The organism is Desulfobacter hydrogenophilus (genome assembly GCF_004319545.1).
Lineage (GTDB): Bacteria > Desulfobacterota > Desulfobacteria > Desulfobacterales > Desulfobacteraceae > Desulfobacter > Desulfobacter hydrogenophilus.
The window spans coordinates 3,839,705-3,866,367 of record NZ_CP036313.1; the positions used below are offsets into that span (position 1 = coordinate 3,839,705).

Consider the following 26,663-nt stretch of genomic DNA (forward strand, 5'->3'; position numbering starts at 1 on the left):
CATATGATTCTACATTAATCGTAAATAAAAAAATAACTGGTTTCTTTAATTCGTTTCCTGGAAAAGAATTAAGGGAATATATGGTTCATTTGTAAAGGTACTCCCTGATATGGACAAATTACGACGGTCCCTTCGCTCCAACGTCAAACTCATGAAGTCCGAGATTACCCGCTATGCGTTGTTCGGCACCCTTATAGCCTTTGGTGCTGTTATCCTGGCCACGGCCATCAATGCCCATCTCCAGTCAGGGCAAATTACCTTTGAAACCCTGATTAAGGCACAGCAGACCAACGTCACCCTCTGGTTCATGGATGCCATGCCCTTTATATTTGCCTTCTGGGGCCAGTACACCAGCACAATCATGGCCTATGAGGCAAGCTCCATGGTCATGGATCAGACCGCGGATTTGCGAAATCTCAACGTTAAACTTGAACATAAAGCGGTACACGACGCCACCCACGACGCCCTCACCGGCCTGCCCAACCGTGCGCTGCTTTACGACAGGCTGAACCATGCCATCCAGATAGCATCCAGGCGTAAAGCTGGCCTGGTGATGATGCTTCTAAATCTTGACGAATTCAAGCAGATTAATGAGACCCTGGGCCATTACAGTGGGGACCAGCTCCTGTGCCAGGTCGTTTCCCGGCTCCAAATCATCATAAGAAAGTCCGATACCCTTGCCAGGGTTGGTGGTGATGAGTTTGCCATTCTTCTGGATATGAGCACCCACAGGGAAATGGTACTCAATATTGTCAAAAAACTGCAGAAAATATTTATGGAACCCTTTTCCATAGAAGGGCTTAACATAGAGGTTATGGCCAGTATCGGTATCGCATCTTTCCCGGATCACGGCAGCGAAGCCGATGCCATCATGCAACGGGCAAGTCTGGCCCTGGTCAACGCCAAGCAGAATACCAAGAGATTTGCCGTATACAATAAAGAGATGGAAAAGGGTAGCCCAAGACACATCACCATGATGGGGGAGCTGCGACACGCCATCGACACCAGTGAACTGATGGTTTATTATCAGCCCAAAGTTAATCTGGGCCAGGCCCGGGTCAGCAGTGTCGAAGCCCTGGTTCGCTGGCAACACCCCGAGCACGGATTCCTTTCACCGGACGAATTCATCCCCATGGCCGAACGGACCGGGCTGATCCGGCCCCTGACCATCTGGGTACTAAATACAGCACTTAAACAAGGGGAGCAATGGTATAAAAAAGGACTTAAAATAGGCGTAGCCGTCAATTTGAGTCCTGCCGCTCTTTTGGATACGGAACTGCCTAACGTCATCGTGGGTATGCTCTCCCTTTATGAAATCCCGGCCAGGTACATTGCCCTTGAGGTCACCGAGGGGTCCATGATCAAAGACCCGGACCTGGCCCTGAAAATTCTCAACAGGCTGGCGGAACTGGGCATTAAGATCTCCATTGATGATTTCGGCACTGGATATTCGTCCCTGGCCTATTTGAAAAAACTGCCGGCAAAGGAATTGAAAATAGATAAATCATTTGTTATTGACATGCTGGAAAGTGAGAGTGATGCCGTCATTGTCAAGTCCATCATTGACCTGGGCCATAACCTGAGCATGAAAGTGGTTGCTGAAGGGGTTGAAAATAAAGAGACTGCTATGAAATTGAAAGCATTGGGATGCGATATCCTCCAGGGATTTTACTTTTCCAAAGCCCTGGACCATGAGGCCTTGATCCATTGGCTAGGTAAAAACGGCGATCCAACTAGTCACCTTTATGCCTTGTAAAGATGTGGGCGAGATGCCTGCGCTCCCAGGTTAAGTTGTTTTGGATTCATTCCTAAATATCCAACATACTTATTTTCCTTGTAATTTGATCACACTTTCATCTCAATTGTTTATTAGATAAATATTAAATTATTGTTTTAAGCAGTTACCCATTATTCCCACATTGAAACTTGATCAGGACAGCGAATTAATGACTATTTTTGCGAAAATTGCGAAAAAGTTATCTATTCAGGAGACACACCATGATTGATGCACTAACCCTTCAAAACAGCTCTGCAAATACGTCATTCATCACGGCACTTTATACGCTGCTGATCGCGTTTCTTCTCTCTACCCTCATTGCCCTGGTGTATGAAAAGACTTTTCGGGGTCTTTCCTACTCAAGGAATTTTGTACAGGCTTTGATTCTCAGCGCCATCGTGGCTGCCACGGTGATGCAGGCCATTGGCGACAGCCTTGCAAGCGGTCTTGGTATGATGGGAGCACTGGCCATCATACGCTTTCGTACCAGCTTCAAGGATCCAAGGGATATCATTTTTATGTTTGCGTCGCTGGCTTCCGGCATTGCCACCGGAGTAGGGGGCTACGATATTGCCATTGTGGGAACGGTTGGATTTTGCCTGGCCGCCGTTATCCTTTACCACTCTCCTTTTGGGCAGAATAGTTACTATGACGGCATGTTGCGATTTAACATGGAAAATGATTCGGATAGCAAGAAGAAACTCAATCACATCCTGCAAAATAACTGCAAGATCTTTGCACTGATCACCCTGCGTGATATTGCTCAAGGCAGTCGTCTCGACTATGCCTATCACATTAAAATGAAATATAAAAAAGGCAAAGAGGAACTGCTGGAGGAACTCAATGGCATCGGACACATCAAAGGCGTCAGCCTCCTGTTGCAGGAAACTACGGTGGAATTGTAAGGGCCATTAACAAAGGAGACCGTATATTGGGCAAAAAATTACTCTATCTTACATGGCTTTTAGCGTTTTTGGCTACCGACATAACGCGGGACAGTTTGACCCGGAGATAAGAGTTTTGCAGTACCTAAGCCTCCATGAATCGAGGGGCCAGGAGAAGCCTATTTTTAAAGGGTGTCCCGGCTTAAATCGGTAGCCGCTCCGGCAGCGAAAACTTGCAAGCATGAAATTCAAAAGCCAACAACATGTCCTGGAATGTGAAGTCCGGCAGACGATCCCCGTCATCCGGAAAAAACTGCATCACCTGATCGAACAATATACTGCCTTCCAACAGAAAAAAACGAGCAGCTTCAGCACAGCAGCCTTTGACCGTCTGCTTCGGACAAAAGGAACAGACCCGCTGACCTTGTTGAAATTCAGGAAAAGTACGTTGGGCACGGATATCCTTCAGGCGAAATTTTCCCACAAGATATTCACAACCTATATCGAGCTTTTAGATATCACCGGTAAACTGGGTGAAACGCCTATGATGAATTACCTGTCCCCGGATGAAAAGGAGAGCCTTGTTCAATGAAAAAGTCCAATCAACAGGAGATGCCGTCGCTTCTTGAACGCCATGAATTAAAGTACCTGATTCCTTTTTCCCTGGTGGATGACATCTCTGATTTTCTCTCCATTTATTGTTCAAAGGACAAATATTCCGAAAATTCGGAGGATGGATTCTACGATGTCTACAGCCTTTACTTCGACTCTCCTGACTTTTTGTTTCTGAGAAAACGGCTGGAAGGCGCCGAAAATCGTTTCAATATGCGCATTCGTACATATAATATTGATTCCGGAATGCCCTGCTTCTTTGAAATTAAACAGAAACGAAACCGCATTGTCCGAAAATATCGGGCTGTGATTCATGATCCCCTGTGGCCACAGGCTCTGGAAACTTCACTACACCCATTGGAGGGGTTTCAGAGTGAAAAAGATGCGTTAAATGCTGACCTTTTTATCCGTCTGCTTTGTTCCTACCAAGCAGCGCCAAGGGTGCTAACCCATTATCGGCGAAAAGCGTTTATCTCAGAGGTGGATGATTATGCACGGGTAACCTTTGATATAAACTTAAGGTGTCAACTTGAAGAGCAGTTCAATCTCACCCCGGATGAAGCCCAAATGAATGCCTACGACAATGAAACGGTTTTTGATCCTGACTGTTGTGTCATCCTGGAACTGAAGTGCTATTCAACCCAGGTACCTTTGTGGATGCTGGATCTCATCCGATATTTTGATCTGAAGCAGGGATGTTTTTCCAAATATTCCGCAAGCATCCATCAGGTTTTTGGCAACTTTCAGTATGACATGGGAGACCGACTGGCTGGTTCGGTCTCAGCAAGTGTGGGATGGGGATGAGGCATTATTTAAATTGATCTTTGAATTGGCCCTCCCACGCGCCGGAACACCCAGGAGAGCATCAATAAGCATATCACTAATCGCAATTACATTTCGAACAGGTGCACATTCTAATCAGCTTTATGGCATCCCTGACGGTAATCATACCGTCATTATTGAGATCGCATTTCTCGCAATTGTTTGATGACTGCTTGAAGAATTTTCTTAAAATTTTGAGGTCTGAGAGATCGACGATTCCATCATCGTTAAGATCACCTGAAATCTCATCGGAAACCAGGTTGTTTTTGACAGAAAGGTAGGCTCCATCTGGTTGAACTCACCGGTACCATTGGGGAAACGGGCCATACTCAGATCCGGAGTTTGTTCCTCGAAAGTGATTTCATCCATGACGGTCAGGTCAGGGGATGACAATAAAATGGTTTCGCCGAATGCGGAAAGCTTGAAATTTGTATGCAATCCATCCTGTGCCTCATCATTGTCTGCCCAGACGATCAAGTATCCGTTGGCAGGAATGGAGATGTCAGGGAAAACCCACAGGTCGGGCTCGGCAGCGTCATCGCTGAGAGACCAGCCTTTCAGGGAAATATCACTATCCGTGTTGTTGTACAGTTCGATCCAGTCGTCATACTCATCATCCTGATCCGTGACACTGGTTTCGTTATCAGCCATGAATTCGTTGATCACTATATCTCCCGGAGCATCTGCGACAGATACCGTATAAAATTCATATTCCGCACGCACCGGAGAAAATGCAGCGGCATTGCGGTTCTCCGCATAGATATAATAGTTAAGATCCCCTGACCCGACAGATATTGAAACGCCGTAGACACCATCATTTTCAGCCCCGTCCTGATGGCTGCCGTCATCAAACATGGGCACTTTCACAAAACGGCCGCTTTGCCGGTATCCCAGCTGGACCAAATCAGCATCATTTACCTGGGCTATAATCCAAATAGTGGAATTTGAGGATACATCCGTTGGCTCTATAATATTCAAGATAAGCGGTGCAGAAGCTTGGAATTCGGACTGGGACTGAATATAAGTGATTCTTGATGACATGAGCTCGGCGATCCCCACGATTCCATTGGGGCCGAAGCCGGATGAATATTCAATATTGTTCAAAAATTCGTCATATGTATAAAACTTGTTGTTATCATACTCTACATAGGCATCAATGATATTTTGAATTTCAAATGCCCGGGTTGTGTACCAGTCATCTTCAAAGTTTTCCTCAATGATGGTTTTCATATGTGCGACGTACATCTTTTTATAGGTGTCGTTGGTCAGGATTTTATTCAAAATGGGATAAGACGGATTCTCTTCGTTCAAAAAAGGGTCCAGCGACTGCATGCCGCTGACATTTAAAGGCGGTCCGTTGATCAGCATACTGAACGCCCCGAAATTTTTATTTAAATCCCATATAATCGGATTAAACCGGCCAGCCCCATCCTGGTACATATAAAAGTTATGGGCGACGTTGACCGGCGAATCCAGATTCACTGTCAAAATATCAAACGCCGGCATCCACAAAAGGCGATCCACATCCAGCACATCCTCAACCTGGGATGTGGAATTGTTAAAAATATTAAAGAAATTGATCAGCTCATCCCAGCCGTCATCCGACTTTATTTCGTAATACTCATAATAATCGGCTTCGTTTTCGCCCAGATACCCCCACACATCTGCTGAATCAAATATATTTTCGGTATCTCCTTTAAAAAAGGGATTGTTTTTACTTCCGAAATGATTTTCAAGAAAAAAGTTATCAACATCCTGAACGCTGGTATAGAGCCCCAGGTGGGTGCTGTTTATATAAACATCGATGAAATTTGCCTGGGATGCCGGCATGTATTTTCTGGCGATTTCATAGCTGAGCACTTCCCGGACAAAGCTTGGGTCATTACAAACGTTTGCAAGCTTAAGGGTTCCGTAGCCGTCCAGCGTCTGGTCGTCATTAATATAATCAAGTTTAATATTCAAAGGATTTTTGATCTGTTCGGCTCGATAACTGCTGTTCCCCTTATATCGAACCCCGACGTTTTCATAGGTCGTGCCGTTGATGACAGCCGTCCCCTCTAACCGTTCTTCATCTCCTGCTGCATACAGGTCATCAAGTAGTTGGTCCCAGTTGGATTCTTCAAAGGTGATTTAAATGGTGTTGACCGTCTCAATGTCGGAAAATGAAGCTGCCTGTGAATTAAAGCAGGAAAAGATCAAGATAATAAGACATGACGGAAAAATTAATTTAGATAGACAGGGTGTTTTTTCCCCTAGGATTTTCATTGTTTGTTCTCCTATGCATTTTTTTTGAATGTCCCGGCAATCCCGGCGTTAAAAAATAAGCCTACCCCTGGACAATTTTGAAAATAGGATTATCGGAAAATAGTTTATTTTATTCTGTATGGAATAATTGAGGGGAACATGTGATGCAAATGAGTGGAAAAAAAGAGTTTTTCGTTCTCAGGTATCCTTGGCCCTTAAATCTTTCCGAAAAAACAGCCGCTTCCGGGGTATCCGTTCCGGCAGGGGCACACAGTTGGGGGGGGGGCGATATAAAATTAAGAAAAAATTTAGCTTGCGTAGACATTGGGGGGGGGGTAGTGCCCCGGTTGACAATGCATAATCCTTTGATATAGACAGGTACTTTAAAATTCTGTTGACGACCTGTTCATGCAAAGGAGTCTGTCTTGTCCAAGCTTTCCTGGCTTCACCTGTCCGATCTTCACTACGGCAAACCCAAAGATGCCTGGGATGCTGAACCTATCTTGAAAAACCTTATTAAAGACCTGAAGCACCTGGAAAAGGATCATGGGCTGTGTCCGGATTTGATCTTTTTTAGCGGCGATCTGGCCTTTGGTCAAATGGGGCCTGAACCGGGAAAAAATTTAGAGGATCAGTATAAAGGCGTTGAAAAATTTTTGGAGCAGGTAAGAACCGCTTTTTCAAAGCAGATCTCCAAAACGCGTATTTTTCTTGTTCCGGGCAACCATGACGTGAACCGTAAACGGGTGGGTAACATGTCCACCATGTTTATCGACAGTCTGGATGACCAGGAGAGCATCTCGGATTTTATGGCCGGCGGCGGGGAGGACTGGAATCGGGTCATGGACCGCCTGGAAGACTACCGCAATTTTTTAAAGAATTTCGGCAACCCGGTGCTGCTCCAGGACCGAGATCGCTTGACCTACGGCACCACGGTTGACATTAACGGTATTCAGGTGGGCATTGCCGGGTTCAATACGGTTTGGAGCAGCGGGCGAAACAGCAAGGAGGAAAATGGCAAACTCCGGGTAGCCTGGAAATGGCAGAATACAAGGGTGCAAAAGGAAATGGAAGATGCCCGGGTCAAGATCGCCCTGTTCCACCACCCTGTCTCCTGGGGGTCGGAGCCGGACAAAACCTTTGCAGATGATAAGTTGAGAAATGAGTTTCACTTTATTTTGTCCGGCCATGAGCACAAGATCGGAGTCACCCCTAATGCTGATGGCCGTGCCGGTATTGCCGCCTATGCCTGCTACGATCGGTCACGGGGCAGCGGGTACAATATCTGCTGCCTGGATTTTGAAAATCAAACAGGTGAAGTTCATTTAAGAAAATACAGCACCGAGGACGGAGGCGGCTGGGTCCGCAGGACTACACCCAAGGCCCGGGACGGGCGATATCATCTGGAACATCTGGACAGGTGGATGCCGCAGCAGGACAACTCAAAACTCAAAGACCCTATAGAACCGGTTCCCTCGGCCATTTCCGCATCGGCTCCTTCCGGCCCGGACCCTGAGTTTGAACGGCAACTGGCCCTATATAAACGCAGGGCCGTATCCCTGTATGAAAAATTGCCCATGATCGGGTTTGGTGCCCGGCTGCGGGTCTCCATCCGCATCAAGGATATTTATATGCCCCTGCGCGCCATGGTGGATGATGCCGTCCAGTCCGGGCAATGCTATGCCGATCCCCAGGATGCGGCCAGGTGCCTGGAAAAAATAGGGCGAAACACCTCAATTTCCATTCCCGACGCCTTTCAGGTGTGCCGAAAGAACAAAGGCCGGGGCATTGTTATTTTAGGGGATCCGGGTTCCGGCAAGACCACCCATTTAAAGCGTCTGTTCTTGTGGGCGCTGTCCAAAGATCATGAAACCATCGGACTGCCCGCCGGAATCATCCCTTTGTTTCTGCCCCTGCGCGAACTTAAAAGTTCAAATATCAAAAATTTTATCCATGACTGTATGGCAGATGCAGGCCTTGAAATGACTAAAGAATTCACGGATCGGCTCCTGGATCATCATCCGGTGCTTTTGCTGTTTGACGGTCTGGACGAAATTCAGAAGACGACACTGCGGGTTGAAGCAGTACGCAATATTTCCCGGTTCATGACCGGTCGCAGCAATCTGTATGCGGCCGTAACCTGCCGTTTTGCAGGGTATACGGCCACGGCCCGGCTGGACAATGAATTTATGGAACTGCATCTGCGCCCATTGACCCGGAACCAGGCCCAGGACTTTATCCACACCTGGTATCGGCTTGTGGAAACTGCGGACAACAAGAATTTGTCCCAGGCCCAGGACCTTGCCGTTAAAAAGGCCGACGACCTGATTGAGAACTTGTCATCCAATGATTTCAGGGCCGGCCGGGTCTTTGAAATGACCCGCAATCCCTTGCTTTTGACCAATATCTGTTTGGTACACCGGGACGGGGGGCGACTGCCCAGAACCCGGGGCAAATTGTACAGGGCCGCCATGGATGTGCTGCTGGAATTCTGGCGGGGTTTTAGAGGGGTAGAAGTTCGCATCGGCGCGGATCTGGGCCAGCGGGTGCTCCAGCCCGTGGCTCTGTGGATGCACCAAAAAGAAAACAGGATCCGGGCCAGTGCCGATGAGCTTGCGCCGGTGCTGGAAAAGGCTTTGGAAAAGGTTCGGTGGCCCCACGGGTCTGCGAGGGATTTTCTGCGCATGGTCCGGGATGACACAGGCCTGCTCACCGGCTGGGGAAACAGCACCTACGGGTTTATGCACCTGGGGTTCCAGGAGTATCTGGCCGCCTGCCATATTCGCCGCCTTTCCTTTGAGGATGACACCGTGCTGACCCAGTTGGCGGAACATTGGGGGCAGTCCTGGTGGCAGGAGGTAATCCTGCTGCTGTTGGGCCTGGAAGAGCCGTCAAGGTTCAAGGCGTTCATGACCCAGGTGGTCAAACTACCTGCATTTTCCAATGACCCTGACATGGCCAAGCGCTGCCTGGAGGATGCTGCGGAAATCGACTGGACCCCGTTCTTGGACCTGCTGGCCGCAGCGCCGGGTAAAGATCCCCAATTGTGGGACCGGCAACTGACAGCCCTGAGGATACTTGACCGGCATGCCAAAGACCGGCTCAAACCCCTGGCAGGCAACCTTAAAGACCATCCCATGCCGCAGATTCGGCAGCGGTTTTCAGTTCAGCAACGCCGTCAGGACGAAAATGTGGTGGTTCACGGAGACATTCAATATGAGATGGTGAATATTCCAGGGGGCAAAATTACCATAGACTCCTCCGAAATTGAGCTCGATCCTTTTTACATGGGGCGCTATCCTGTGACCAATCGGCAGTATGCCCTGTATTTAAAGGCCAATCCCAAGGCCAGAGAACCGGAATACTGGGGACACCGTGAATACAACGGGGAGAGCCAGCCCGTGGTGGGCGTGTCCTGGGATGAGGCCCGTGATTTTGCCCAATGGGTTGGGCTTGAACTGCCCTCTGAAGCCCAGTGGGAATTCGCCTGCAGGGCTGGGACCACGACCCGGTTTTATACCGGTGATGCGGATGAGGATTTGGTCCGGGCTGGATGGTATAAGGATAATTCCGGTGACAGGTTACATTCGGTGGGGGAAAAAGAACCCAATGCATACGGGCTGTATGACATGCATGGTAATGTAAGGGAGTGGACTACAGATAAAATTATGGGCTCGGACCGGGTGTTCTGCGGCGGTGCGTTCGATCTCTCGGCCCAGTTTTGCCGGTCTGCTTCCCGTTACGGCGAGCCCCCGTCCATCCGTATCCGTTCCTTTGGGTTTCGGCTGGTGCTGCTCACAGGCCGGGAAAATATAGAATATTAAGGACAATACATATGGAACCAATATCTTTGATCATGGGGGCGTTGAGCGCAGGGGCTTCTACTGCCGGAAAAGAGCTTATCAAAAAGGGGGCCGCAGAAGCCTACGAGAAGTTGAAATCACTGATCGTTGACCGGATCAGGGCGCGCAAGGCAGATTCCACCGAACTTATTTTAGATAAATTTGAACAAAAGCCCGAGATTTGCAAAGACCTTTTGACCGATGAATTAAATGAACTTGGTATTGCATCGGATGGTGATGTGATTCAAGCTGCAGAAACGCTTTTGAAATTAATGCCCCAGGGAAAAAAGGTCATTGCCCAATACTATTCTGAATACCATGCGCCTGTGACCCGGATAGAGTATGTTGAACATTTGACTGTAAATGCCGCGAAAATAGAAACGGAAGTGCCTGGCCGGCAAGTCACTGAAACAAATTCAGATCAACTGACTCTAGTACTATACGTCTATCTAAGAAAAGTCATGACCGAGAACCGCATGTTGCCCCTGGAAGGCATTGATCCGGAGGTCCGGCGTGACGGCGGATCTTCCATGCATCTGGAAGGGGTTTACACCCCGTTGTTTGCCCGGTCCGGGAGATCAGACAAGGATATGCGCTTTGGTGAACTTGCAGAGGATGATCCAAGGGAACATGACCGGCAAGTGCCTCTGGTGGAACTTTTCAATACCCCGGACCAGCCCTGCTGGGTTTTGCTGGGTGATCCCGGATATGGAAAAACAACCTTTGCATGCTTTCTGGCCTTTTGCATGGCCGGCGCGCTCTTGGGATCAAAGCAGGGCAATTTAACGCATTTGAAAACCCCTCTGCCAGTGGATGATGGATGACCCCGATTCTTATGACTGGGGCCTTGGTGCACTGCTGCCGCTCAAAGTCGTGCTGCGCCGCCTGGCAGATCAGCCCTGTCTGGCTGAAAAGGGAATAATACCTGTGCATGCGTAGACACTCTATGCTCGAGAATCGGGAGATCTCGGCGGTTCAAGTCCTGCAGGGGGAATTATCCGTACGCCTCCTTAGGACCGTAGATTAAATAAGTTGTCCCTAAACCACATTTAGAATTGCTGAAAAAAGGTTTCATGCACCTGCTTTTTTTAGTATGTTAGTCCACCAATTGATGTATTGGCATATCATCTATCGTAGAAATATTAAGATAGGTATAAGGGTAAAATGTACATATTAATTTAGTAAGTTATATTATAAAATAAAAACAGAAAAATACAAAAAATCAGGAGAAAATACATCGTGAACGCAACAAAGGCATATGCGACTAAATCATTTACAGTTATTGTACTGTTTATGCTGATCATCGGCGGAGCGGTAAGTGCCGGAATCTATTTCGGACTAAAGAAGCTGGCACTCATCTTTGCACCTGGATCTGAGGGAATAATTACTATTCCCGGAATCAATGAGACATTTACCATTCAAAGCCTGGCTGATGTGACTCATTTTTTAGAAATGGCGACAACGCAATATATTGCCTACATTGTTATATTCACAATCCTTGTTTTTTTATGTTTGGGCCTTATTCTTTGGATTCTTTTAAAATTAAGCGTGGGGTCATTGTTTGGGAATCATGTTTCCATGCCTGATGAGAAAAAAGGCCGGGAAAGTGCTGAAGGAGCAAAGAAAAAGGATTATGTAGAGAAACGATTGGAACAAGAGCGACAAAAAAGACTTTTTCTGCATTTTATATCGGTGTTACAACGAGAAGGGCGATTGTTGGATTTTTTTGCGGAAGAACTGTCTGTGTATGATGATGAGCAGATTGGCGCTGCCGTTAGAAGCATACAGGAAGACTGCAAGAAGAGTGTCGATAAGTATCTGTCTTTGGTGCCGGTGATTGATAAAGAAGAAGGGGATGTGGTTGAAGTTGAATCGGGTTTTGATCCCAATGCCATCACATTAACGGGGAATGTTTCAGGTGAACCACCTTTTACAGGGGTGTTGAGGCATCGGGGATGGAAAGCTGCAAAAAATGAGGTACCCAAACTGTCAGATGTACAGGATGCCTCCATTGTTGCGCCGGCAGAAGTTGAAGTTGAATAGACAATTTTTATTTATTTGTAGGAGTGTGCCGTGAAAGAGGGCCGATATATCGTTGGAATAGATCTTGGGACAACAAATTGCGTGGTGGCCTACTCAGATATGCAGGCTGAAAGAGCCCCCAGGGAAATGGCAAAAATAAACCTTTTCAGAGTGCCGCAACTCACAGGTCCCGGGGTGGTTGAATTAAGAGATTCTCTTCCCTCGTTTCTTTATGTCAAGGAAGGGCATGAAGACGCTTCAAACTCCTTAGAATTGCCATGGCAACAAGAAGACACGGTTACTGTCGCAGGTGAATTTGCAAGAGAAAGAGGGGCCGACGTTCCCCATAAACTCATTTCTTCGGCAAAGTCATGGTTGTGTAATGCGGCGGTGGATCGAGAAACCCCCATTTTGCCCTGGAACACCACAAAAGATATCGAGAAATTGTCTCCGGTCCAGGCTTCATGTGCGCTGCTCAGGCATATAAAAAATGCCTGGAATCATGAAATGGCGGCTGATGATCCAGATCTTTGCCTTGAAAACCAAGCCATCTACCTGACGGTTCCGGCTTCGTTTGATGCGGTGGCCAGAGAATTGACGGTAAAGTCTGCGAAAATGGCCGGTTTGAAAGATATTGTCCTCATTGAAGAGCCGCAATCCGCCTTTTATGCCTGGATTGATAAAGCAGGTGATGACTGGAGAGATCAGGTGGAAAAAGGCGATCTTGTCCTGGTCTGTGATATCGGCGGCGGTACCAGCGATTTCAGTCTTATTGAGGTGAACGAGGGGGCGGATGGCCTTTTAAATCTTGAACGCGTGGCTGTGGGAAATCATCTTCTTGTTGGGGGCGATAACCTGGATTTGACGCTCTCATACTTTCTTGCAGCCAAACTTCGAGAAAAAAAACAGAAGCTGGATGACTGGCAGATGAGAGGACTTGTTCACGCCTGCAGAAAAGCAAAAGAAAACTTGTTTTCATCTGAAGGTCCCGATGAGTATCCCGTAACTGTTTTGGGAAGAGGGTCCAGCCTGATTAAAGGAACGATTAAACTGAGTTTGAAACTGGCGGATGTACAGCAGGTCGTGTTGGATGGGTTTTTTCCGGCATGCAGCTTGGATGACAAACCCGCGGGAAGCAGTACAACAGGCATGAAAGAGTTTGGTCTTTCCTATGAGTCCGATCCTGCCATCACGCGGCATTTGGCTCAATTTATATCTTCTCATACAGATGACCAAGGAAATCCAAGACTGCCCACTGCCGTTGTCTTTAACGGCGGCGTCATGAAGTCCCCTTTGATCAGAGAACGGGTTCTGGATGTACTAAAGCAGTGGCACAGTGCAGCCGGAAGTGGGGAAATACGGCAGATCAATGCCGTTGATTTTGATCTTTCCGTGGCCTGGGGCGCTTCGTACTATGGTCAAGCTGCCCGTGGAGAAGGCATTAAAATACGCGGCGGACTCGGGATGTCCTACTATATGGCCATTGAAGCTGCTATGCCAGCTATTCCAGGGCTTGCCATGCCCACCAGGGCCCTTTGCATTGCCCCCTTTGGTATGGAAGAAGGCAGCCAGGCAGAAAGTAAAGATCGTCTGTTTAATCTGGTGGTGGGTGAAAAAGTCACGTTTGATATCATGAGTTCTCCCAATCGCCCTGACGATCAGCTCGGAGATGTGATAGATAATTGGGAGGATATGGGGATTATAAGCTTAACCTCCATTGAAACCGAGCTGGAAGGAACGGACGAGGGCTTTATACCTGTCACTTTTGAAGTCAAGGTGACCGAAATCGGTACCCTCGAGTTTTGGGCCTGCGCACGGGATGATGATCGCAAATGGCGTTTGGAGCTGAATGTAAGACCCAAGGTGTAACGACCTTTAGGAGATTATTGTGGATTTACAAGATAAACGGTACGTGGTCGGGATTGATCTGGGGACGACCAATTCAGCGGTATCATATGCTGATCTGACGGGCATAGATACAAATAGAGCCGGAGCCGGCATCGGCAATGAAATAAAAGTTTTCAGGGTGCCTCAATTAACCGGGCCGGGTGAGTTTACGCCTGCCCCAGTGCTGCCCTCGTTTTTATATATTCCGGGTGATTACGATGTTTCCAAAGATGCGCTGAAACATCCATGGAAAAAGGAAAATGATCTGTTTGCCGGTGTCTTTGCAAGGGAGCATGGTTCACAAATTCCATCCCGGCTGGTTTCATCCGCAAAAAGCTGGCTGTGTCATTCCCGGGCCGACCGGGAAGCACCGATTCTGCCATGGGGATCCCAGAATGTGGATAAAATATCTCCGGTCAAGGCGACCAGTGAATATTTGAGACATATTCGAAAAGCTTGGAATCATTGGGTTAAAGATGAGGATTTGTTTCTTGAAAATCAATTTACAGTTATCACGGTTCCTGCGTCATTTGATGAAGCCGCACGTGAATATACGCTAAAGGCAGCCAGAGATGCCGGGTTCAGTAAAAATATCACGCTGCTGGAAGAGCCGCTTGCCGCGTTTTATGCATGGGTGACACGCCATGAGCATGACTGGCAGTCCCATGTCAAAGCAGATGATTTGATCCTTGTTTGCGATGTGGGCGGGGGTACAACCGACTTCACCTTGATCTCATTGAAAGAGGCACAAGGCAGTCCGCGGTTTGAGCGGGTGGCTGTCGGGGATCACCTTATCCTTGGCGGAGATAATATTGACCTGACTCTGGCCCGCTATGTCGCATCAAAATTTAAGCAAAAAGCAAACCTTACGGCGGATCAATGGAAAACACTGAGTTATAAATGCCGGGCCGCAAAAGAAACGCTTCTTTTGGACAGCGATAAAAAGGGTGATGAAACCCGGGTTAGAATTGTATTAAGAGGAGAGGGACGTTCTCTTATCGCAAATACACTGTCAGCGGATCTGGAAAAAGATGAGCTGGAAGATATCTTGTGCAAAGGCTTTTTTCCAGAGGTTGAGCCCAGCCTTGCCAATCCTAAAAAAGCGGGAAAGGCAATGGCTGAATTTGGGCTGCCATATGAGCAGGAGCCTGCAATAACCCGTCATATCGGATGGTTTTTAGAGCGCCATCGTGAAAGTGTTAAAGCTCTTCTGGGTAAAGATCCCATACCTGATCATATTTTGTTTAATGGCGGCTCATTGAAACCGTCTGTGTTTCAAAGCAAAATCAGGTCCGCTATCGGAAAATGGTTTTCCTGTGAGGATCAGTCGTTACCGAAATTGCTGGATAATAATGATCCGGACCTTTCTGTTGCCTTGGGAGCCTCTTACTATGGTCTTGTCAAACAAGGCATCGGTGTGCGTGTGGGCAGCGGCAGTCCCAGAAGTTATTATATCGGCATTGCTTCGGATAAATTTCAGGATAAACATCGCTCTCAAAGTGGAAGCTATGACGCAACGTGTGAAAACGTATTGTGCGTTGTGGAGCGTGGCCTGGATGAAGGATCGTTGATCCAGCTGCCACAGATGGAATTTGAGGTCGTAACCAACCAGCCGGTTCTTTTTTCAATGTTCAGCTCCAGTTTTAGATCTGGTGATAAAAGTGGGGACATTCTGCAGGTCGATGATTCCCTGACACCGCTGCCGCCGCTGAAAACCATCATTAAATTTGGGAAAAAAGGGGAATCAAAACGGATTCCGGTTAAAGTTGAGGTAGAATATACCGAAATGGGAACACTTGCGATGTGGTGCCGTTCAAACGTGTCGTCCCATCGTTGGAAGCTTCAGTTTCAATTGCGCGAACCCCAGATCGGAGAAGCCAACGAGAGTGAAGTCTATGATGATGACACTGTAAACAATGTCCGTAAACTGTTGACGGACGCATTTTCCGGATCTGCGGACAGAGCTCAATTGCCTTCCGTTGTAAAAAATATAGAAAAGCTGGTTGAGACAAAGAAAAATAAATGGCCTTTGTCCTTCCTTAGAGCTGTGGCAGATCATTTGATTGCAAATGTCAAATGGCGGGGCAATAGTCCGGAACATGAAATTCGGTGGCTAAACTTGACCGGATTTTGTATGCGACCGGGTTTTGGGGATGCATTTGATGAGGCGCGTATTCCAAAATTGTGGAAAGTTTATTTACAAAGAAGCCTGTTTTCTAAAGCCAAACAAAATGCCGTTGAATGGTGGATATTTTGCCGTCGCATTGCAGGGGGATTAACCGCCGGTCAACAGCGGCAGTTTTTTCAGGATGTTTCCAGCTATTTATTGGCGGATAACGGTGCCGGCAAAAAAGTGCCTAAGCAAGAGATGACAGAGGTGTGGATGGCCGCAGCAAACATGGAGCGATTGTTGATAAAAGACAAAATCGCTTTGTCAAAAAAGCTGATCCCCCAGTTGAAACCGGGTAAAACACCGCATCAAATGTTTTGGGCGCTGTCTAGAATTGGCGCCAGAGAGCTGCTTTATGGGTCTGTGGATCGAGTTGTGCCGGCAAAAGAGGTGGAGCGGTGGACAAAAAGATTGATGAAAATCAATTGGACGCCCAAGGATCAAGTCGCTGCTGCATTGGCCCAGATTCTTAGGAAAACCGGAGATCGAACGCGTGATGTTTCCCCGGAGATTATTCAAATCATGGTGCCGTGGCTTGAACAGATGCAGGCACCTAAAAAGTCCTTGAATATGATTCAGACCGTCATTCCCATTGAGTCAGCTGATGAAGCTTCCATCTTTGGAGAGAGCCTGCCCCAGGGCCTTATACTGAAACACTAACCCAGGCCTGGACTGATACCTTTCTCGATGTTGTTGTGAAAAAAAGGACAACGTGAACAAATTTGCATATTTTATGTCCAGTTATGCCCTTAAGGCATTATCAGGGCTTTCCAGAACCCGGATAAACATTCATCATCAGGAAAAGATTCCAGACGGCTCCATTATTTTCATTGCCAACCATTTCACCCGGATTGAAACGATATTTTTACCGTATCACCTCCACGGCATAACGAAAAAAGCCATATGGTCTTTGGCAGATGCCAGCCTTTTTGCCGGCGGGTTAAAAAGCGTTCTTGATGCCATGGGTGCCATTTCCACCAAAAATCCTAACCGAAATTACCTTATTACGAAAACCCTTTTAGACGGCGAATCATCATGGATCATTTTTCCGGAAGGAAGAATGGTGAAGAATAAAAAGCTTGTCAATGACGGCAGGTTTGAATCTCAGGTTGATAAACTGGTTCACCGGCCCCGTTCCGGGGCTGCAGTGATCGCACTGCAAAGTGAATTTTACCGGGAACGGCTGCGGCGGATGAAAACCATAAATCCCAAAGAGTTTGCACGCCTCATCGACTGGTTTGAAATCAAGGACCCGGAAAAGGTTTTAAGTCAAACAACCTATGTAGTGCCCACAAATATAACCTATTATCCCATGCGGGCAAAAGAGAATCTGCTCTCTTCTCTTGCCCAGAAGCTTATGGAAAATCCCTCCCAGAAGGTCATGGATGAGCTGATGACCGAAGGCAGCATGATTTTATCCGGTGTCCAGGTTGATATTCGGTTTGCCAATCCCATAAAAATGGCTGATTATTTTAATAACTCATTTATTGAAAGTGATCTGACATCAAGACGGAAAATTTTTTTCAGCAGACGTATGTGCTCGGCCCCTATTATAAAAGCAGCCAGCCAGGAGATCCTTCACAAATTCATGGCCGATGTTTATGGCATGACGACCCTGAATTATGATCATATCTTTACCTGTCTGGTTAAGTATATGCCGCCCTCATCCCTTGGCATTGATCCCTATGATTTAAGATGCAGGGCATACCTAGCAATTGCCGGGAAAATGATGGAGACGGGCCGCTGTTTTCACAACGATTTTTATGATAACCAGATTCATCTGTTGACCGACGACAGAAATAAACGGTTTGCTACATTTCTTGACACAGCCCTTGAAACCGGTGTCCTCTATGTAAAAAACAACGGTAAATTATTTAAAAGACAGGACAAATTTGAAGCAGATGTCGGTTTTCAGGGGGTGAGAATGAAGAACCCCCTCTATGTGGTTGCCAATGAAGTCGAGCCGCTTCAGGATATCGTGATGTTTATCAAGGGTATTGCCGAAAAAAGTGCCGTTGAGATAGAGCAGCAGATTCGTCATGGTTTGATGGACAAAGCCTTAAGAGACTATGATCTTGATTACGAAAAAGTTGGAACTCCAAGTGAAACATTTGACAAAGAGGCCGGTAGGCCCATTCTTTTTGAGCCGAGCCAAGGCCGGCCCGGTATTCTTTTGATTCACAATTATCTTGCCTGTCCCAAAGAGATGAAACCCCTGGCTGATTTTCTCAGTGCTCTTGGCTACACTGTATTTGTGCCGCGTCTTAAAGGGCATGGCACCGCACCTGAAGACCTTTCACAGACAAGTTATAAGGACTGGATTGACAGTGTGGAAGAAGGTTATGTTATTTTAAAGCATAGAACGCCGTCTGTTTTTGTCGGTGGGTTTTTTACGGGTGCCGGACTTGCCCTTGAGCTTGCTTCCCGGATACCGGAAATTGACGGTATTTTTGCCGTTTCCCCACCGTTAAATCTCAAAGATGCGGGGTGGCAATCTTCTACTGCTGCTGAATTCTGGCATCGTATGCTGCAAAAAGCCCGTTTTGTTGACAAAAAGCTTGATAAGGGCATGAAAAATACCTGCTCGATATGCTACCATCAAAATCCTGCCAAAGGTATGAAAGCGCTTGAAAAATTGATCAAATACATGGAAGAAAGACTGTCGTTCGTTACCGCGCCCCTTTTATTCCTGCAGTCCGGCAAACAGTTTCATAGCAACACAGCAAATGCTGAAAAATTATTTAAGCTTGTTAGCTCTAACCGGAAAGACTTTTTTTTCTTTAACGTAGACTGTCACAATATTCTTTCAGGCAGAGACTCAACACGGGTATTCAGATCAATTGCCGACTTTTTTGCCTTGGTTGAACAGGAACGCTACCAGTCTATGGGAAAATAATCCTTTAAAAATTTTCCACACCAATGTTTTCCAGTTAAGATGCCGTGGAAAAAAGGGTCGCAGATTCGCGCTGCACCGTCCACAATATCCAACGGAGGCTGAAAATCGTGGCGCTCTTGTTTTAATTGGGCAAGACGTGCCGGATCCTCATCCGTGACCCAGCCGGTATCCACGGCGTTCATGTAAATGCCATATTTTGCAAGATCTTCGGCCGCCGTATGCGTGAGCATGTTTAACGCTGCCTTGGCCATATTGGTATGGGGATGGCGGCTGCCTTTTTTAAAACGCAGAAATTTGCCTTCCATGGCCGAGACATTGACAATATGTTTTTGACCGGTAAAATCTGTTTTCATGATCTGGGCCAGACGGTTGCACAAAACAAAAGGGGCCACATTGTTAACCAGCTGAATTTCGAGCATCTCTGCCGTTTCAATTTCTCCCAGTTTCAGTCGCCAGGAGTTGGTTTTCCGAAGATCCACCTGCTGGAGATCGGCATCCAGAATCTTTTCCGGGAATACCTGGGGCGCATCAATACTGTGGTCATAGGAATAGGGAATCTGGGAGAGCTGGGCAGACTGACGCAACCCGATGCCGGGGGTTGTGCCGTTCCAGGAGACCGGCAACACGTCTTCGCCACCTACATCACGGGGCAGATTTGTTGTCACCTGGGCTACGCAGTCCCGGTAATGGCCTAAAAGCATTGCCGCTTCTGGAGGTAAAGATGAAATATTTTTTTGTTCGGTGTCCATCAGATGGGCATAGAATCCGGGTGGGCGTCGAACGGTCTGGGCCGCATTATTGATCAAAATATCAAGGCGCGAATATGTCTGTTTGACATGATCACAGAACAGCTCCACGCTGGGAATATGACGCAGATCCAGCCCGTAGATATGGAGCCTGTGCCCCCATTGGCCAAAATCGGGCTCTTTGGAAAATCTTAAGGCCGAATCCTTGGGAAAGCGTGTGGTGGCAATGACCCGGGCCCCGGCTTTAAGCATCATCACCGTGGCCTGGTATCCGATTTTAAGCCTGGAGCCTGTGATGACGGCAATCTGTCCTTCAAGGGATGCGGTCTGAAACCGCTTTTGATAGTTGAGTTGCGCACATTCAGGACACATGCTGTCATAAAAATGGTGAAGCAATGTGAATTTAGCCTTACACACATAGCAATTGCGGGGAGAATCAAGGTGCTCTGCCGTCTTGTGGATTTCAACTGCGGGACCTTCAAGCCGGGGCGGCGCCTTGAACACGGACGCCTCCCGGGCCTTTCTGATACCTGTCTGTGCTCTCATCTGCCGCTCTTTTGCCACAGCAGCAAGGCGCATCTGTCGCTTTTTATCCTTGTTCCGCTTTTTTATTTCAGCTTTGTCCGGCCGGGATATTTTGCCGGCAGCCTTAATTAAAGCAATGCGGTCCGCTTCGCAGATTTTTGCCAAAAGCTCAGACCGGTCAGCCAGGGTTTCCAGTACCTTAATGCAACGGTCAATGTCTTCAAGTATCGATTTTTCATCTTCCGGGGCGGTCTGCTCCGGACAAAGGGTTTCCACGATATCGGCTTCCTTTTATAAGCATAGAAAAATGGCAATTATTATAGCTGATTATAGAATTTGTCAACCCAAGGATGGATTCGTTAACGATCGGCTTTAATTATTATGAAAAAAAAGGGCCGGCAGTATAACATCTGACTGCCGGCCCTGTATCTGCTCGAACAGAGTCTTACTACATGGCGCTTTCAGGATGGAAGACGTTTACCTCTTTAAGGTCATCTTTCAAGTATTCCCTTTCATTGGGTCCGAGAATACCCAACGACAGACTGAGCAAGGTCCATAAATGAACGACGCCATAATGCCCTTCATAATGTTCGCTGAGCTCATGAATCTGCGCATGACAGTTGTGGCAGGCGGCAATGCAGTAATCCGCACCGGTGGCCTTTATTTGATCGTCTTTCACCTTCCCGTAGGTCAAGCGTTCTTCTTTGAAACCAGACTGGAGAGTTCCCCCCCCACCACCGCAACAGTAGTTGTTGGAACGGTTGGGCTGCATATCAATGAAGTTTTCTTCACCTACAATGGATTTGATAACAAAACGCAGATCGTCGGCAATGGGATCTCCATAACTCTTTCTGACAATCTGGCAGGGATCCTGTACCGTGAATTTAATCTTCAGGTCTTTATTCCAGTCGGAACTGGGTTTAAGCCGACCTTCACGGATCCATTTTGCATAGTATTCGTAAATGTTTTTGATTTCTAAGTTTTCAGTATCAAGATTGAATTTTTTCGCTCCGGCCCGGACCGAGAAAGTTACGTGCCCTCACTCGGTATTGAGATACGTCTTACACCCCAAATGCTTGGCCTGATTAATGCTGGTCTCTGTCAGATGTTTCCAGGATTCGTCATCTGCCAGAAACATACAATAGTTTTCACCACCCCATCCTTTGGATCCATAGGTCCAGTTGATTCCGGCGGTATGAAGAATTTTCCATAAGGGGACCATCTCGTCGGGTTCGGTGACCGGTTCCCTGGAGTTCTGGTTAAGGAAGAATTCAGCACCCTCCTTATCAATGGGGGCTTCCATATCTTCAAATTCCGGTTGGGCTTCCTTATACTCTTCGAGAACATCCTCAACCACAAATTCAAAATCTTCCTCTGAGGTACCCATGGCTGAACCGGTATCGTGCATCAAGGCCGCGTCACAGGAACCCAAGATGCCTTTTGGGCGCTCTTCTCTGGGACGTAATGTCCTGGCATTGTAAACAAGCTGGGGAATATCAATTTTCATGGGACAGACATAGATGCAGCGCATGCACATGGTGCACATCCAGGGCCAGTTTGATGCAACAATTTCTTCATCCATGCCCAGGGCAGCCATACGCAAAAATTTTCTGGGGTCCATGCCTGCCAGCCCGGTGGCCGGGCAACCTGATGCGCAGACGCCACATGTCAGGCAGGCATTAAGATTTCCGCCATCGGGCAGAATCTCTTTAACCTTGTCGATAAAAGTTGAGGCCTTTTTCTTTTGGCCCAGTTTGATGACAGTTTCTGCCATGTCGTTTCCTTTCTTAAATACAGTTAAAGGTGAACAATCAGCATGTTAATGGTAGTTGTGGGTTTCCATGATCACCTGGATATCTGTTTTTTCTTTGTTAATGTCAGACAGTTTCCTCATGGTTTACGCCTTATTTCCTTAGGGATTGTTTCTATAATACATTGATTATATTCATCATAATGTTTGCTAAAGAAAAAACCCCATCTATCGGTAAAAAACTATAGCAAATAATAATAGCGAATTCAATTGAATGATCAAAAATTGGTGGTCTGGTTTTAAATACCTTGGTGCCGCGGGTGATTTCTTTAGGTTTGTTTTCTTGTTTTTATATGAAAATTCCAATAAATTGTTTTTTCACTTTTAAATCTAAATTTATAAAAAAGGAAAAAATGTCAATGTTGATCAATCTTCTGATTTTAAGCGTTGCGGTATTTCTGGTGGCCAATTTTTTACCCGGTATTCAGGTTAAACATTTTGGGACGGCCATTATGGTGGCCATTGTCTACAGCCTAATCAATTTTTTCTTTGGCTGGTTGCTGATTCTTTTATCCCTTCCTTTTATAATCATTACATTCGGGCTGTTCAAACTGGTGATCAATGCCGTGCTGCTCTGGCTCACCGATAAAATGCTTGATGATTTTCAAATTAAAGATTTTTTTACAACGTTTATCGCTGCCCTGTGCATCACCCTTGTTGATTCTATTATAAAATGGGGCATGGCATCCATGTGATGCCTGAATATCAGTAACGTCCCAGCACTCTAAGGGTTTCCACCTTTTTTGAAAGGGCGTCCAGTACTGGATTGGAAACCGTGTCATCCAGGTCCGCTTCCAGGTCGGCATAAAACAGGTATTCCCAGGGCTTTCCCGCCACGGGCCGTGATTCCAGTTTGACCAGGTTGATATGGTGGTCGCTAAAAATCTGCATCACTTCAAGCAGGGCGCCCGGGCGGTTGCCGGTTGAAAAGATGATGGAGGTTTTGTCCGCTTTTTTATGTCCCTTAAATTCCCTGGCAATGACGGCAAATCGTGTATAATTCATGGGGTTGTCTTCAATGGATTCGTGGGCCACGTCCATGTCAAAGATTTCAGCGGCCATGGCAGGACCAATGGCGGCCACTGACGGATCAAGTTCTTTGGTCTGTTTTACCGCAGAGACACCTGTACGCACAGGTAAAATTTCAGTCGCTGTCATCTGAACCAGGTAGTTTTGGCACTGGGCAATGACATGGGACGGGGCAAGGATCGTTTTAACAGCCGAAACATCTACGCCCGGATGGGTGATCAGCGCATGTTTGATACGGATGGTCATTTCACCGATAATTTTCAGATTGTGGGTCTGGAGCAGATCATAGTTTTCGTGGACGGATCCGGACAGGGAATTTTCCACAGGTACCACCCCATATGATGCGCTGTTGTTTTTAACGGCAGTGAAGATCTCTTTGAATGACATCATGGTCATTGGGGTGACATCATTTCCGAAATAGGAGAGGCAGGCCTTGTGAGAATAGGTCCCGGGCTCCCCGATAATGGCGCAGGCCGCAGTATTTTGGGTATGGGTGTCGGGGATAAATTCCTTTTTTTTCAGGTAATTAAAATCCAGTTGTTTGCCCACCACCGGTGCAATCACATAAATATCCCTGGTCAGGTTACCGAACTGTTCGGGATAAAGGCTTTGGGGACCGTCGGAAAGGGCCTTGTCCGGGTCGCTGTGAACCTCAATCATCAGGGCATCGGCACCTGCTGCCACTGCGGCCCGGGCCATGGGTGCCACCTTTTCACGGATGCCGGTGGCATGGCTGGGATCAATGACAATGGGCAGGTGGGTAAGCTTTTTTAAAACCGGGATGGCAGACAGGTCCAGGGTATTTCTGGTATAGGGCTCAAAGGTTCTGATACCCCGTTCACACAGGATGATATTGGTGTTGCCTCCAGCGGCAATATATTCGGCAGACATGAGCCATTCCTGGATGGTGGCTGCAAGACCGCGTTTGAGCACCACAGGCTTGCTCATTTTACCGGCACATTTGAGCAGTTCAAAGTTCTGCATATTCCGGGCCCCGATCTGGACCACATCCACGTATTTTTCCATGAGCTCTGCCTGGGCCGGAGAGGTCATTTCGGTCACCACGCCAAGGCCGGTCTCTTCCCGGACCTGGGCCAGAATTTTTAAGCCCTCTTCTTCAAGTCCCTGGAAAGAGTACGGAGATGACCGGGGTTTATACGCCCCGCCCCGGAACAGGACGGCCCCGTATTTTTTCACTTCACGTGCAATGGTCATGGCCTGGTCGCGGCTCTCAACAGCGCAGGGTCCTGCAATGATGGCAATGCGGTCGCCGCCCACGGTCACCGCCCCGGCCTTGACCAGGGTGTCTTCGGCTTTAAATTCCCGGCTGACAAGTTTGTGGGCCGTGGAAATGGGTACGGCCGTTTCCACACCATCAAGATCTGCATAAGCATCCGCATTTCGTTTCACCCGTGCCGCTGTGATGCCGATGATCCGTCTGCCGGCATCTGTGATCCGGCTTACAATACATCCGTCGGTTGCAAGGGATGCGTCGATGGCAGCCTGCTGTGCGTTTGTTATTGTCGATTCAAGTATCAGTTTCATCCGCTGAAATTCTCCTTTTCCCAGGCTCTTAGGCACTGACGTTTGGTAAAAAAACAAAAACCCCGGAAAAAATCTTCCCGGGGCCTTGGGCCTGAAAACAAAAAGGCCCCGGGTGGTCTTACCGTCCACCCGGGGCCTGTATATGTAGAATTTACATAAAGCTAAACCGGATGAACGCCCCTAAAATAAAAGAAGCGTCCAAAATTAAAAAAGAAATTGTCAGTTTCGATCATTCTCATTTTTCGGTCAGCCTTTAAAGCATTAAAAAATAATGCGACACTAACAGCGACCCAAGGCCATGTCAAGGTGAAATACATTAAGTTTATTTTCTGTTTTTCATTCAAAGCATGCACAAATTATGATACCAAAATATTCATAACAGCGTTGGATAATACCAGGTCAACGACTGGGAAAAAGAAGGTGAAAGCAATGATGGAGTTAGATGATATTCGCAGTGGTGTCGGGTTTTTCAAAGAGGTTGTAAACTGGGTTCAATCTCTGATTGACAAAGAAAAGCGAAAATATTTGGGTGCTATCTTTTCCAACCGCCAAACAGATGAAGATGCAGGTGGAAGATTTCCTGGCCCCCGCCTTTTTCTACATTAAATAGCAGCTTGTATCCGGATTTGTCTATGCCCTCTTTCAGGGCCATCTTTGCGGCCAGGGTGAACAGTCCTCCCACAAGTTGAGTATGCCCAGGTTCAATGTCGTTGACGCTGCGGATATGGATTTTGGGCACTATCAGCAGGTGGACAGGGGCTTGGGGGTGGATATCCCTGAACACTACATAGTCGCTGTCTTCATACAACATGTCGCTGGGCAGTTCATGGTTTGCAATTTTACAGAAAAGACAGTTGTCAGGCATATTTTTTTCTCCTTTTTTTGCGATCAGGCATCAAATAAGCTCATCAATGGCTTCCATGAGATGTTCCATGGCCCTTGTGGCGTTGTCCTGGATGAATATATCCGTTATCCGGTCGGTATATTCCGACGGGTCCGGGTTGATTTCTATAATTGTGGTGCCACCGGCCTTGGCCCTGGAAGGCAGCGTGTTGGCCGGGGCCACCGTGCCTGTGGTGCCGATGAGTATCATGCAATCCGCTTTTTGGGACGCATCAATGGATTTAGACGCCGCATATTGGGGAATGGCTTCCCCGAAAAACACCACATCAGGTTTCATCAAACCACCGCAGGTAAAACAAGTGGGGGGCAGATGATTCATGTCCACCTGGGCCACATTCACTTTTTGCCCGCAGTTCATGCAGATAATTTGTTTTAATGACCCGTGAAATTCGTAAACGTCTGTGTTGCCGGCATCCTTGTGCAGGTTGTCAATATTCTGGGTGATGACTGATTTTAACAGGCCCCGCTGTTCCATCTCAGCCAGAGCATAGTGGGCGGTATTGGGCAGGACATGACCAAACAGATCATAAAAAATATCCCTGATGATCTCCCAGGCCCTGGCCGTGTCCTGGAGAAAATATTCAATTTCAAAAGTTTTGGGATCATATTTATTCCACAGCCCGTTTCTGCCCCGAAACGGCGGGATACCGCTTTCAACGGAGATACCGGCACCGGTAAAGGCCACACAGTAGTGGGAATCAACAATTTGTTTGGCAGCTTCTTGATAAATATTCATAATATATCATTACCTTCCGGGGTTTACACTCGATGATCCAGTTTTTGTTAATTTGACCAACTTCGGCGGTGGAAAAAATTTTTACTCCTCAAAATATATTGTATATTCCTCCGGTTTAAAATTGTTTCCGCCTTGAATTTGAACAAATTCCCTAAAAACTGGATTATCGAGTTTACACTTGCCCAGGGGATTGTTATTTTAATTTCTCTAACG

The 26,663-nt window shown here is 47.2% G+C and carries 19 protein-coding genes; 12 read left to right on the forward strand and 7 right to left on the reverse strand.

The window, feature by feature from the left end; all coding sequences use genetic code 11:
* The first annotated feature begins 109 nt into the window (after positions 1-109).
* The 4 genes from EYB58_RS17125 (at position 110) to EYB58_RS17140 (ending at position 4,077) form a co-directional block, all read left to right on the forward strand.
* On the forward strand, positions 110-1,756 hold the full coding sequence (locus tag EYB58_RS17125) for a putative bifunctional diguanylate cyclase/phosphodiesterase (RefSeq protein ID WP_111957686.1): 1,647 nt from the start codon (positions 110-112) through the stop codon (positions 1,754-1,756).
* A gap of 242 nt (positions 1,757-1,998) precedes the next feature.
* Positions 1,999-2,682 (forward strand): DUF4956 domain-containing protein, encoded by a 684-nt coding sequence (locus tag EYB58_RS17130; RefSeq protein WP_111957684.1) that lies wholly within the window; start codon positions 1,999-2,001, stop codon positions 2,680-2,682.
* 220 nt (positions 2,683-2,902) lie between these two features.
* The gene (locus EYB58_RS17135) at positions 2,903-3,253 is read left to right on the forward strand and encodes a hypothetical protein (protein WP_111957682.1); all 351 of its coding nucleotides are present in this window, start codon (positions 2,903-2,905) and stop codon (positions 3,251-3,253) included.
* On the forward strand, positions 3,250-4,077 hold the full coding sequence (locus EYB58_RS17140) for a polyphosphate polymerase domain-containing protein (RefSeq protein WP_111957680.1): 828 nt from the start codon (positions 3,250-3,252) through the stop codon (positions 4,075-4,077). Before EYB58_RS17135 ends, EYB58_RS17140 begins: the two co-directional genes overlap by 4 nt.
* A 76-nt stretch (positions 4,078-4,153) precedes the next feature.
* On the opposite strand, the gene EYB58_RS24830 is transcribed toward EYB58_RS17140, so the two are convergent.
* Positions 4,154-4,354, reverse strand: a complete 201-nt coding sequence (locus EYB58_RS24830) for a dockerin type I domain-containing protein (protein WP_163354447.1) — start codon at positions 4,352-4,354, stop codon at positions 4,154-4,156.
* Positions 4,282-6,225 carry a CotH kinase family protein gene (locus EYB58_RS17145; protein ID WP_341273396.1) on the reverse strand — a complete coding sequence of 648 codons (1,944 nt, stop codon included), beginning with the start codon at positions 6,223-6,225 and terminating at the stop codon, positions 4,282-4,284. The genes EYB58_RS24830 and EYB58_RS17145 overlap by 73 nt, the downstream gene beginning before the upstream one ends.
* Before the next feature lie 539 nt (positions 6,226-6,764).
* Here EYB58_RS17145 and EYB58_RS17150 point away from each other — a divergent pair.
* The 7 genes from EYB58_RS17150 to EYB58_RS17175 all read left to right on the forward strand — a co-directional run bounded on the left by EYB58_RS17150 (position 6,765) and on the right by EYB58_RS17175 (position 19,156).
* Positions 6,765-10,163 carry an SUMF1/EgtB/PvdO family nonheme iron enzyme gene (locus EYB58_RS17150; RefSeq protein WP_111957674.1) on the forward strand — a complete coding sequence of 1,133 codons (3,399 nt, stop codon included), beginning with the start codon at positions 6,765-6,767 and terminating at the stop codon, positions 10,161-10,163.
* A gap of 11 nt (positions 10,164-10,174) precedes the next feature.
* The gene (locus EYB58_RS17155; RefSeq protein ID WP_111957672.1) at positions 10,175-11,005 is read left to right on the forward strand and encodes an NACHT domain-containing protein; all 831 of its coding nucleotides are present in this window, start codon (positions 10,175-10,177) and stop codon (positions 11,003-11,005) included.
* Positions 10,995-11,120 carry a hypothetical protein gene (locus tag EYB58_RS24500; RefSeq protein WP_278186251.1) on the forward strand — a complete coding sequence of 42 codons (126 nt, stop codon included), beginning with the start codon at positions 10,995-10,997 and terminating at the stop codon, positions 11,118-11,120. Before EYB58_RS17155 ends, EYB58_RS24500 begins: the two co-directional genes overlap by 11 nt.
* Positions 11,121-11,420: 300 nt before the next feature.
* On the forward strand, positions 11,421-12,224 hold the full coding sequence (locus EYB58_RS17160) for a DUF2760 domain-containing protein (RefSeq protein ID WP_111957670.1): 804 nt from the start codon (positions 11,421-11,423) through the stop codon (positions 12,222-12,224).
* 30 nt (positions 12,225-12,254) lie between these two features.
* Positions 12,255-14,072 carry an Hsp70 family protein gene (locus tag EYB58_RS17165; RefSeq protein ID WP_111957668.1) on the forward strand — a complete coding sequence of 606 codons (1,818 nt, stop codon included), beginning with the start codon at positions 12,255-12,257 and terminating at the stop codon, positions 14,070-14,072.
* 19 nt (positions 14,073-14,091) lie between these two features.
* Positions 14,092-16,920 (forward strand): Hsp70 family protein, encoded by a 2,829-nt coding sequence (locus tag EYB58_RS17170; RefSeq protein WP_111957666.1) that lies wholly within the window; start codon positions 14,092-14,094, stop codon positions 16,918-16,920.
* A 52-nt stretch (positions 16,921-16,972) separates the two neighbouring features.
* Complete coding sequence (locus EYB58_RS17175) at positions 16,973-19,156, forward strand: serine aminopeptidase domain-containing protein (RefSeq protein WP_111957664.1); 2,184 nt, start codon at positions 16,973-16,975, stop codon at positions 19,154-19,156.
* Here EYB58_RS17175 and EYB58_RS17180 read toward each other — a convergent pair.
* Both EYB58_RS17180 and EYB58_RS17185 read right to left on the reverse strand, forming a co-directional pair.
* Positions 19,135-20,703: an SDR family NAD(P)-dependent oxidoreductase gene (locus tag EYB58_RS17180; protein WP_111957662.1), complete on the reverse strand. Its 1,569-nt coding sequence runs from the start codon at positions 20,701-20,703 to the stop codon at positions 19,135-19,137. The two genes, EYB58_RS17175 and EYB58_RS17180, sit on opposite strands and share 22 nt — an antisense overlap.
* Before the next feature lie 172 nt (positions 20,704-20,875).
* Positions 20,876-22,201 carry a (Fe-S)-binding protein gene (locus EYB58_RS17185; RefSeq protein ID WP_111957660.1) on the reverse strand — a complete coding sequence of 442 codons (1,326 nt, stop codon included), beginning with the start codon at positions 22,199-22,201 and terminating at the stop codon, positions 20,876-20,878.
* A 395-nt stretch (positions 22,202-22,596) separates the two neighbouring features.
* Here EYB58_RS17185 and EYB58_RS17190 point away from each other — a divergent pair, with 395 nt between their 5' ends.
* Complete coding sequence (locus EYB58_RS17190; protein ID WP_111957658.1) at positions 22,597-22,932, forward strand: phage holin family protein; 336 nt, start codon at positions 22,597-22,599, stop codon at positions 22,930-22,932.
* Between the two features lie 10 nt (positions 22,933-22,942).
* On the opposite strand, the gene aroF is transcribed toward EYB58_RS17190, so the two are convergent.
* From aroF to EYB58_RS17205, 3 genes are all read right to left on the reverse strand, one after another.
* On the reverse strand, positions 22,943-24,811 hold the full coding sequence (gene aroF, locus EYB58_RS17195) for a 3-deoxy-7-phosphoheptulonate synthase (protein WP_111957714.1): 1,869 nt from the start codon (positions 24,809-24,811) through the stop codon (positions 22,943-22,945).
* 532 nt (positions 24,812-25,343) lie between these two features.
* Positions 25,344-25,676, reverse strand: coding sequence for a histidine triad nucleotide-binding protein (locus EYB58_RS17200; RefSeq protein WP_111957656.1), 333 nt, complete (start codon positions 25,674-25,676; stop codon positions 25,344-25,346).
* A 30-nt stretch (positions 25,677-25,706) separates the two neighbouring features.
* Complete coding sequence (locus EYB58_RS17205; RefSeq protein ID WP_111957654.1) at positions 25,707-26,450, reverse strand: SIR2 family NAD-dependent protein deacylase; 744 nt, start codon at positions 26,448-26,450, stop codon at positions 25,707-25,709.
* Positions 26,451-26,663: the final 213 nt, after the last annotated feature.

Bases quoted from the DNA above. Each gene is read 5' to 3' on its own strand.
- EYB58_RS24500 (WP_278186251.1), top strand. From the start codon at position 10,995: ATGATGGATGACCCCGATTCTTATGACTGGGGCCTTGGTGCACTGCTG.
- aroF (WP_111957714.1), bottom strand. From the start codon at position 24,811: ATGAAACTGATACTTGAATCGACAATAACAAACGCACAGCAGGCTGCC.
- EYB58_RS17135 (WP_111957682.1), top strand. From the start codon at position 2,903: ATGAAATTCAAAAGCCAACAACATGTCCTGGAATGTGAAGTCCGGCAG.
- EYB58_RS17130 (WP_111957684.1), top strand. From the start codon at position 1,999: ATGATTGATGCACTAACCCTTCAAAACAGCTCTGCAAATACGTCATTC.
- EYB58_RS17205 (WP_111957654.1), bottom strand. From the start codon at position 26,450: ATGAATATTTATCAAGAAGCTGCCAAACAAATTGTTGATTCCCACTAC.
- EYB58_RS17200 (WP_111957656.1), bottom strand. From the start codon at position 25,676: ATGCCTGACAACTGTCTTTTCTGTAAAATTGCAAACCATGAACTGCCC.
- EYB58_RS17125 (WP_111957686.1), top strand. From the start codon at position 110: ATGGACAAATTACGACGGTCCCTTCGCTCCAACGTCAAACTCATGAAG.
- EYB58_RS17140 (WP_111957680.1), top strand. From the start codon at position 3,250: ATGAAAAAGTCCAATCAACAGGAGATGCCGTCGCTTCTTGAACGCCAT.
- EYB58_RS17155 (WP_111957672.1), top strand. From the start codon at position 10,175: ATGGAACCAATATCTTTGATCATGGGGGCGTTGAGCGCAGGGGCTTCT.
- EYB58_RS17190 (WP_111957658.1), top strand. From the start codon at position 22,597: ATGTTGATCAATCTTCTGATTTTAAGCGTTGCGGTATTTCTGGTGGCC.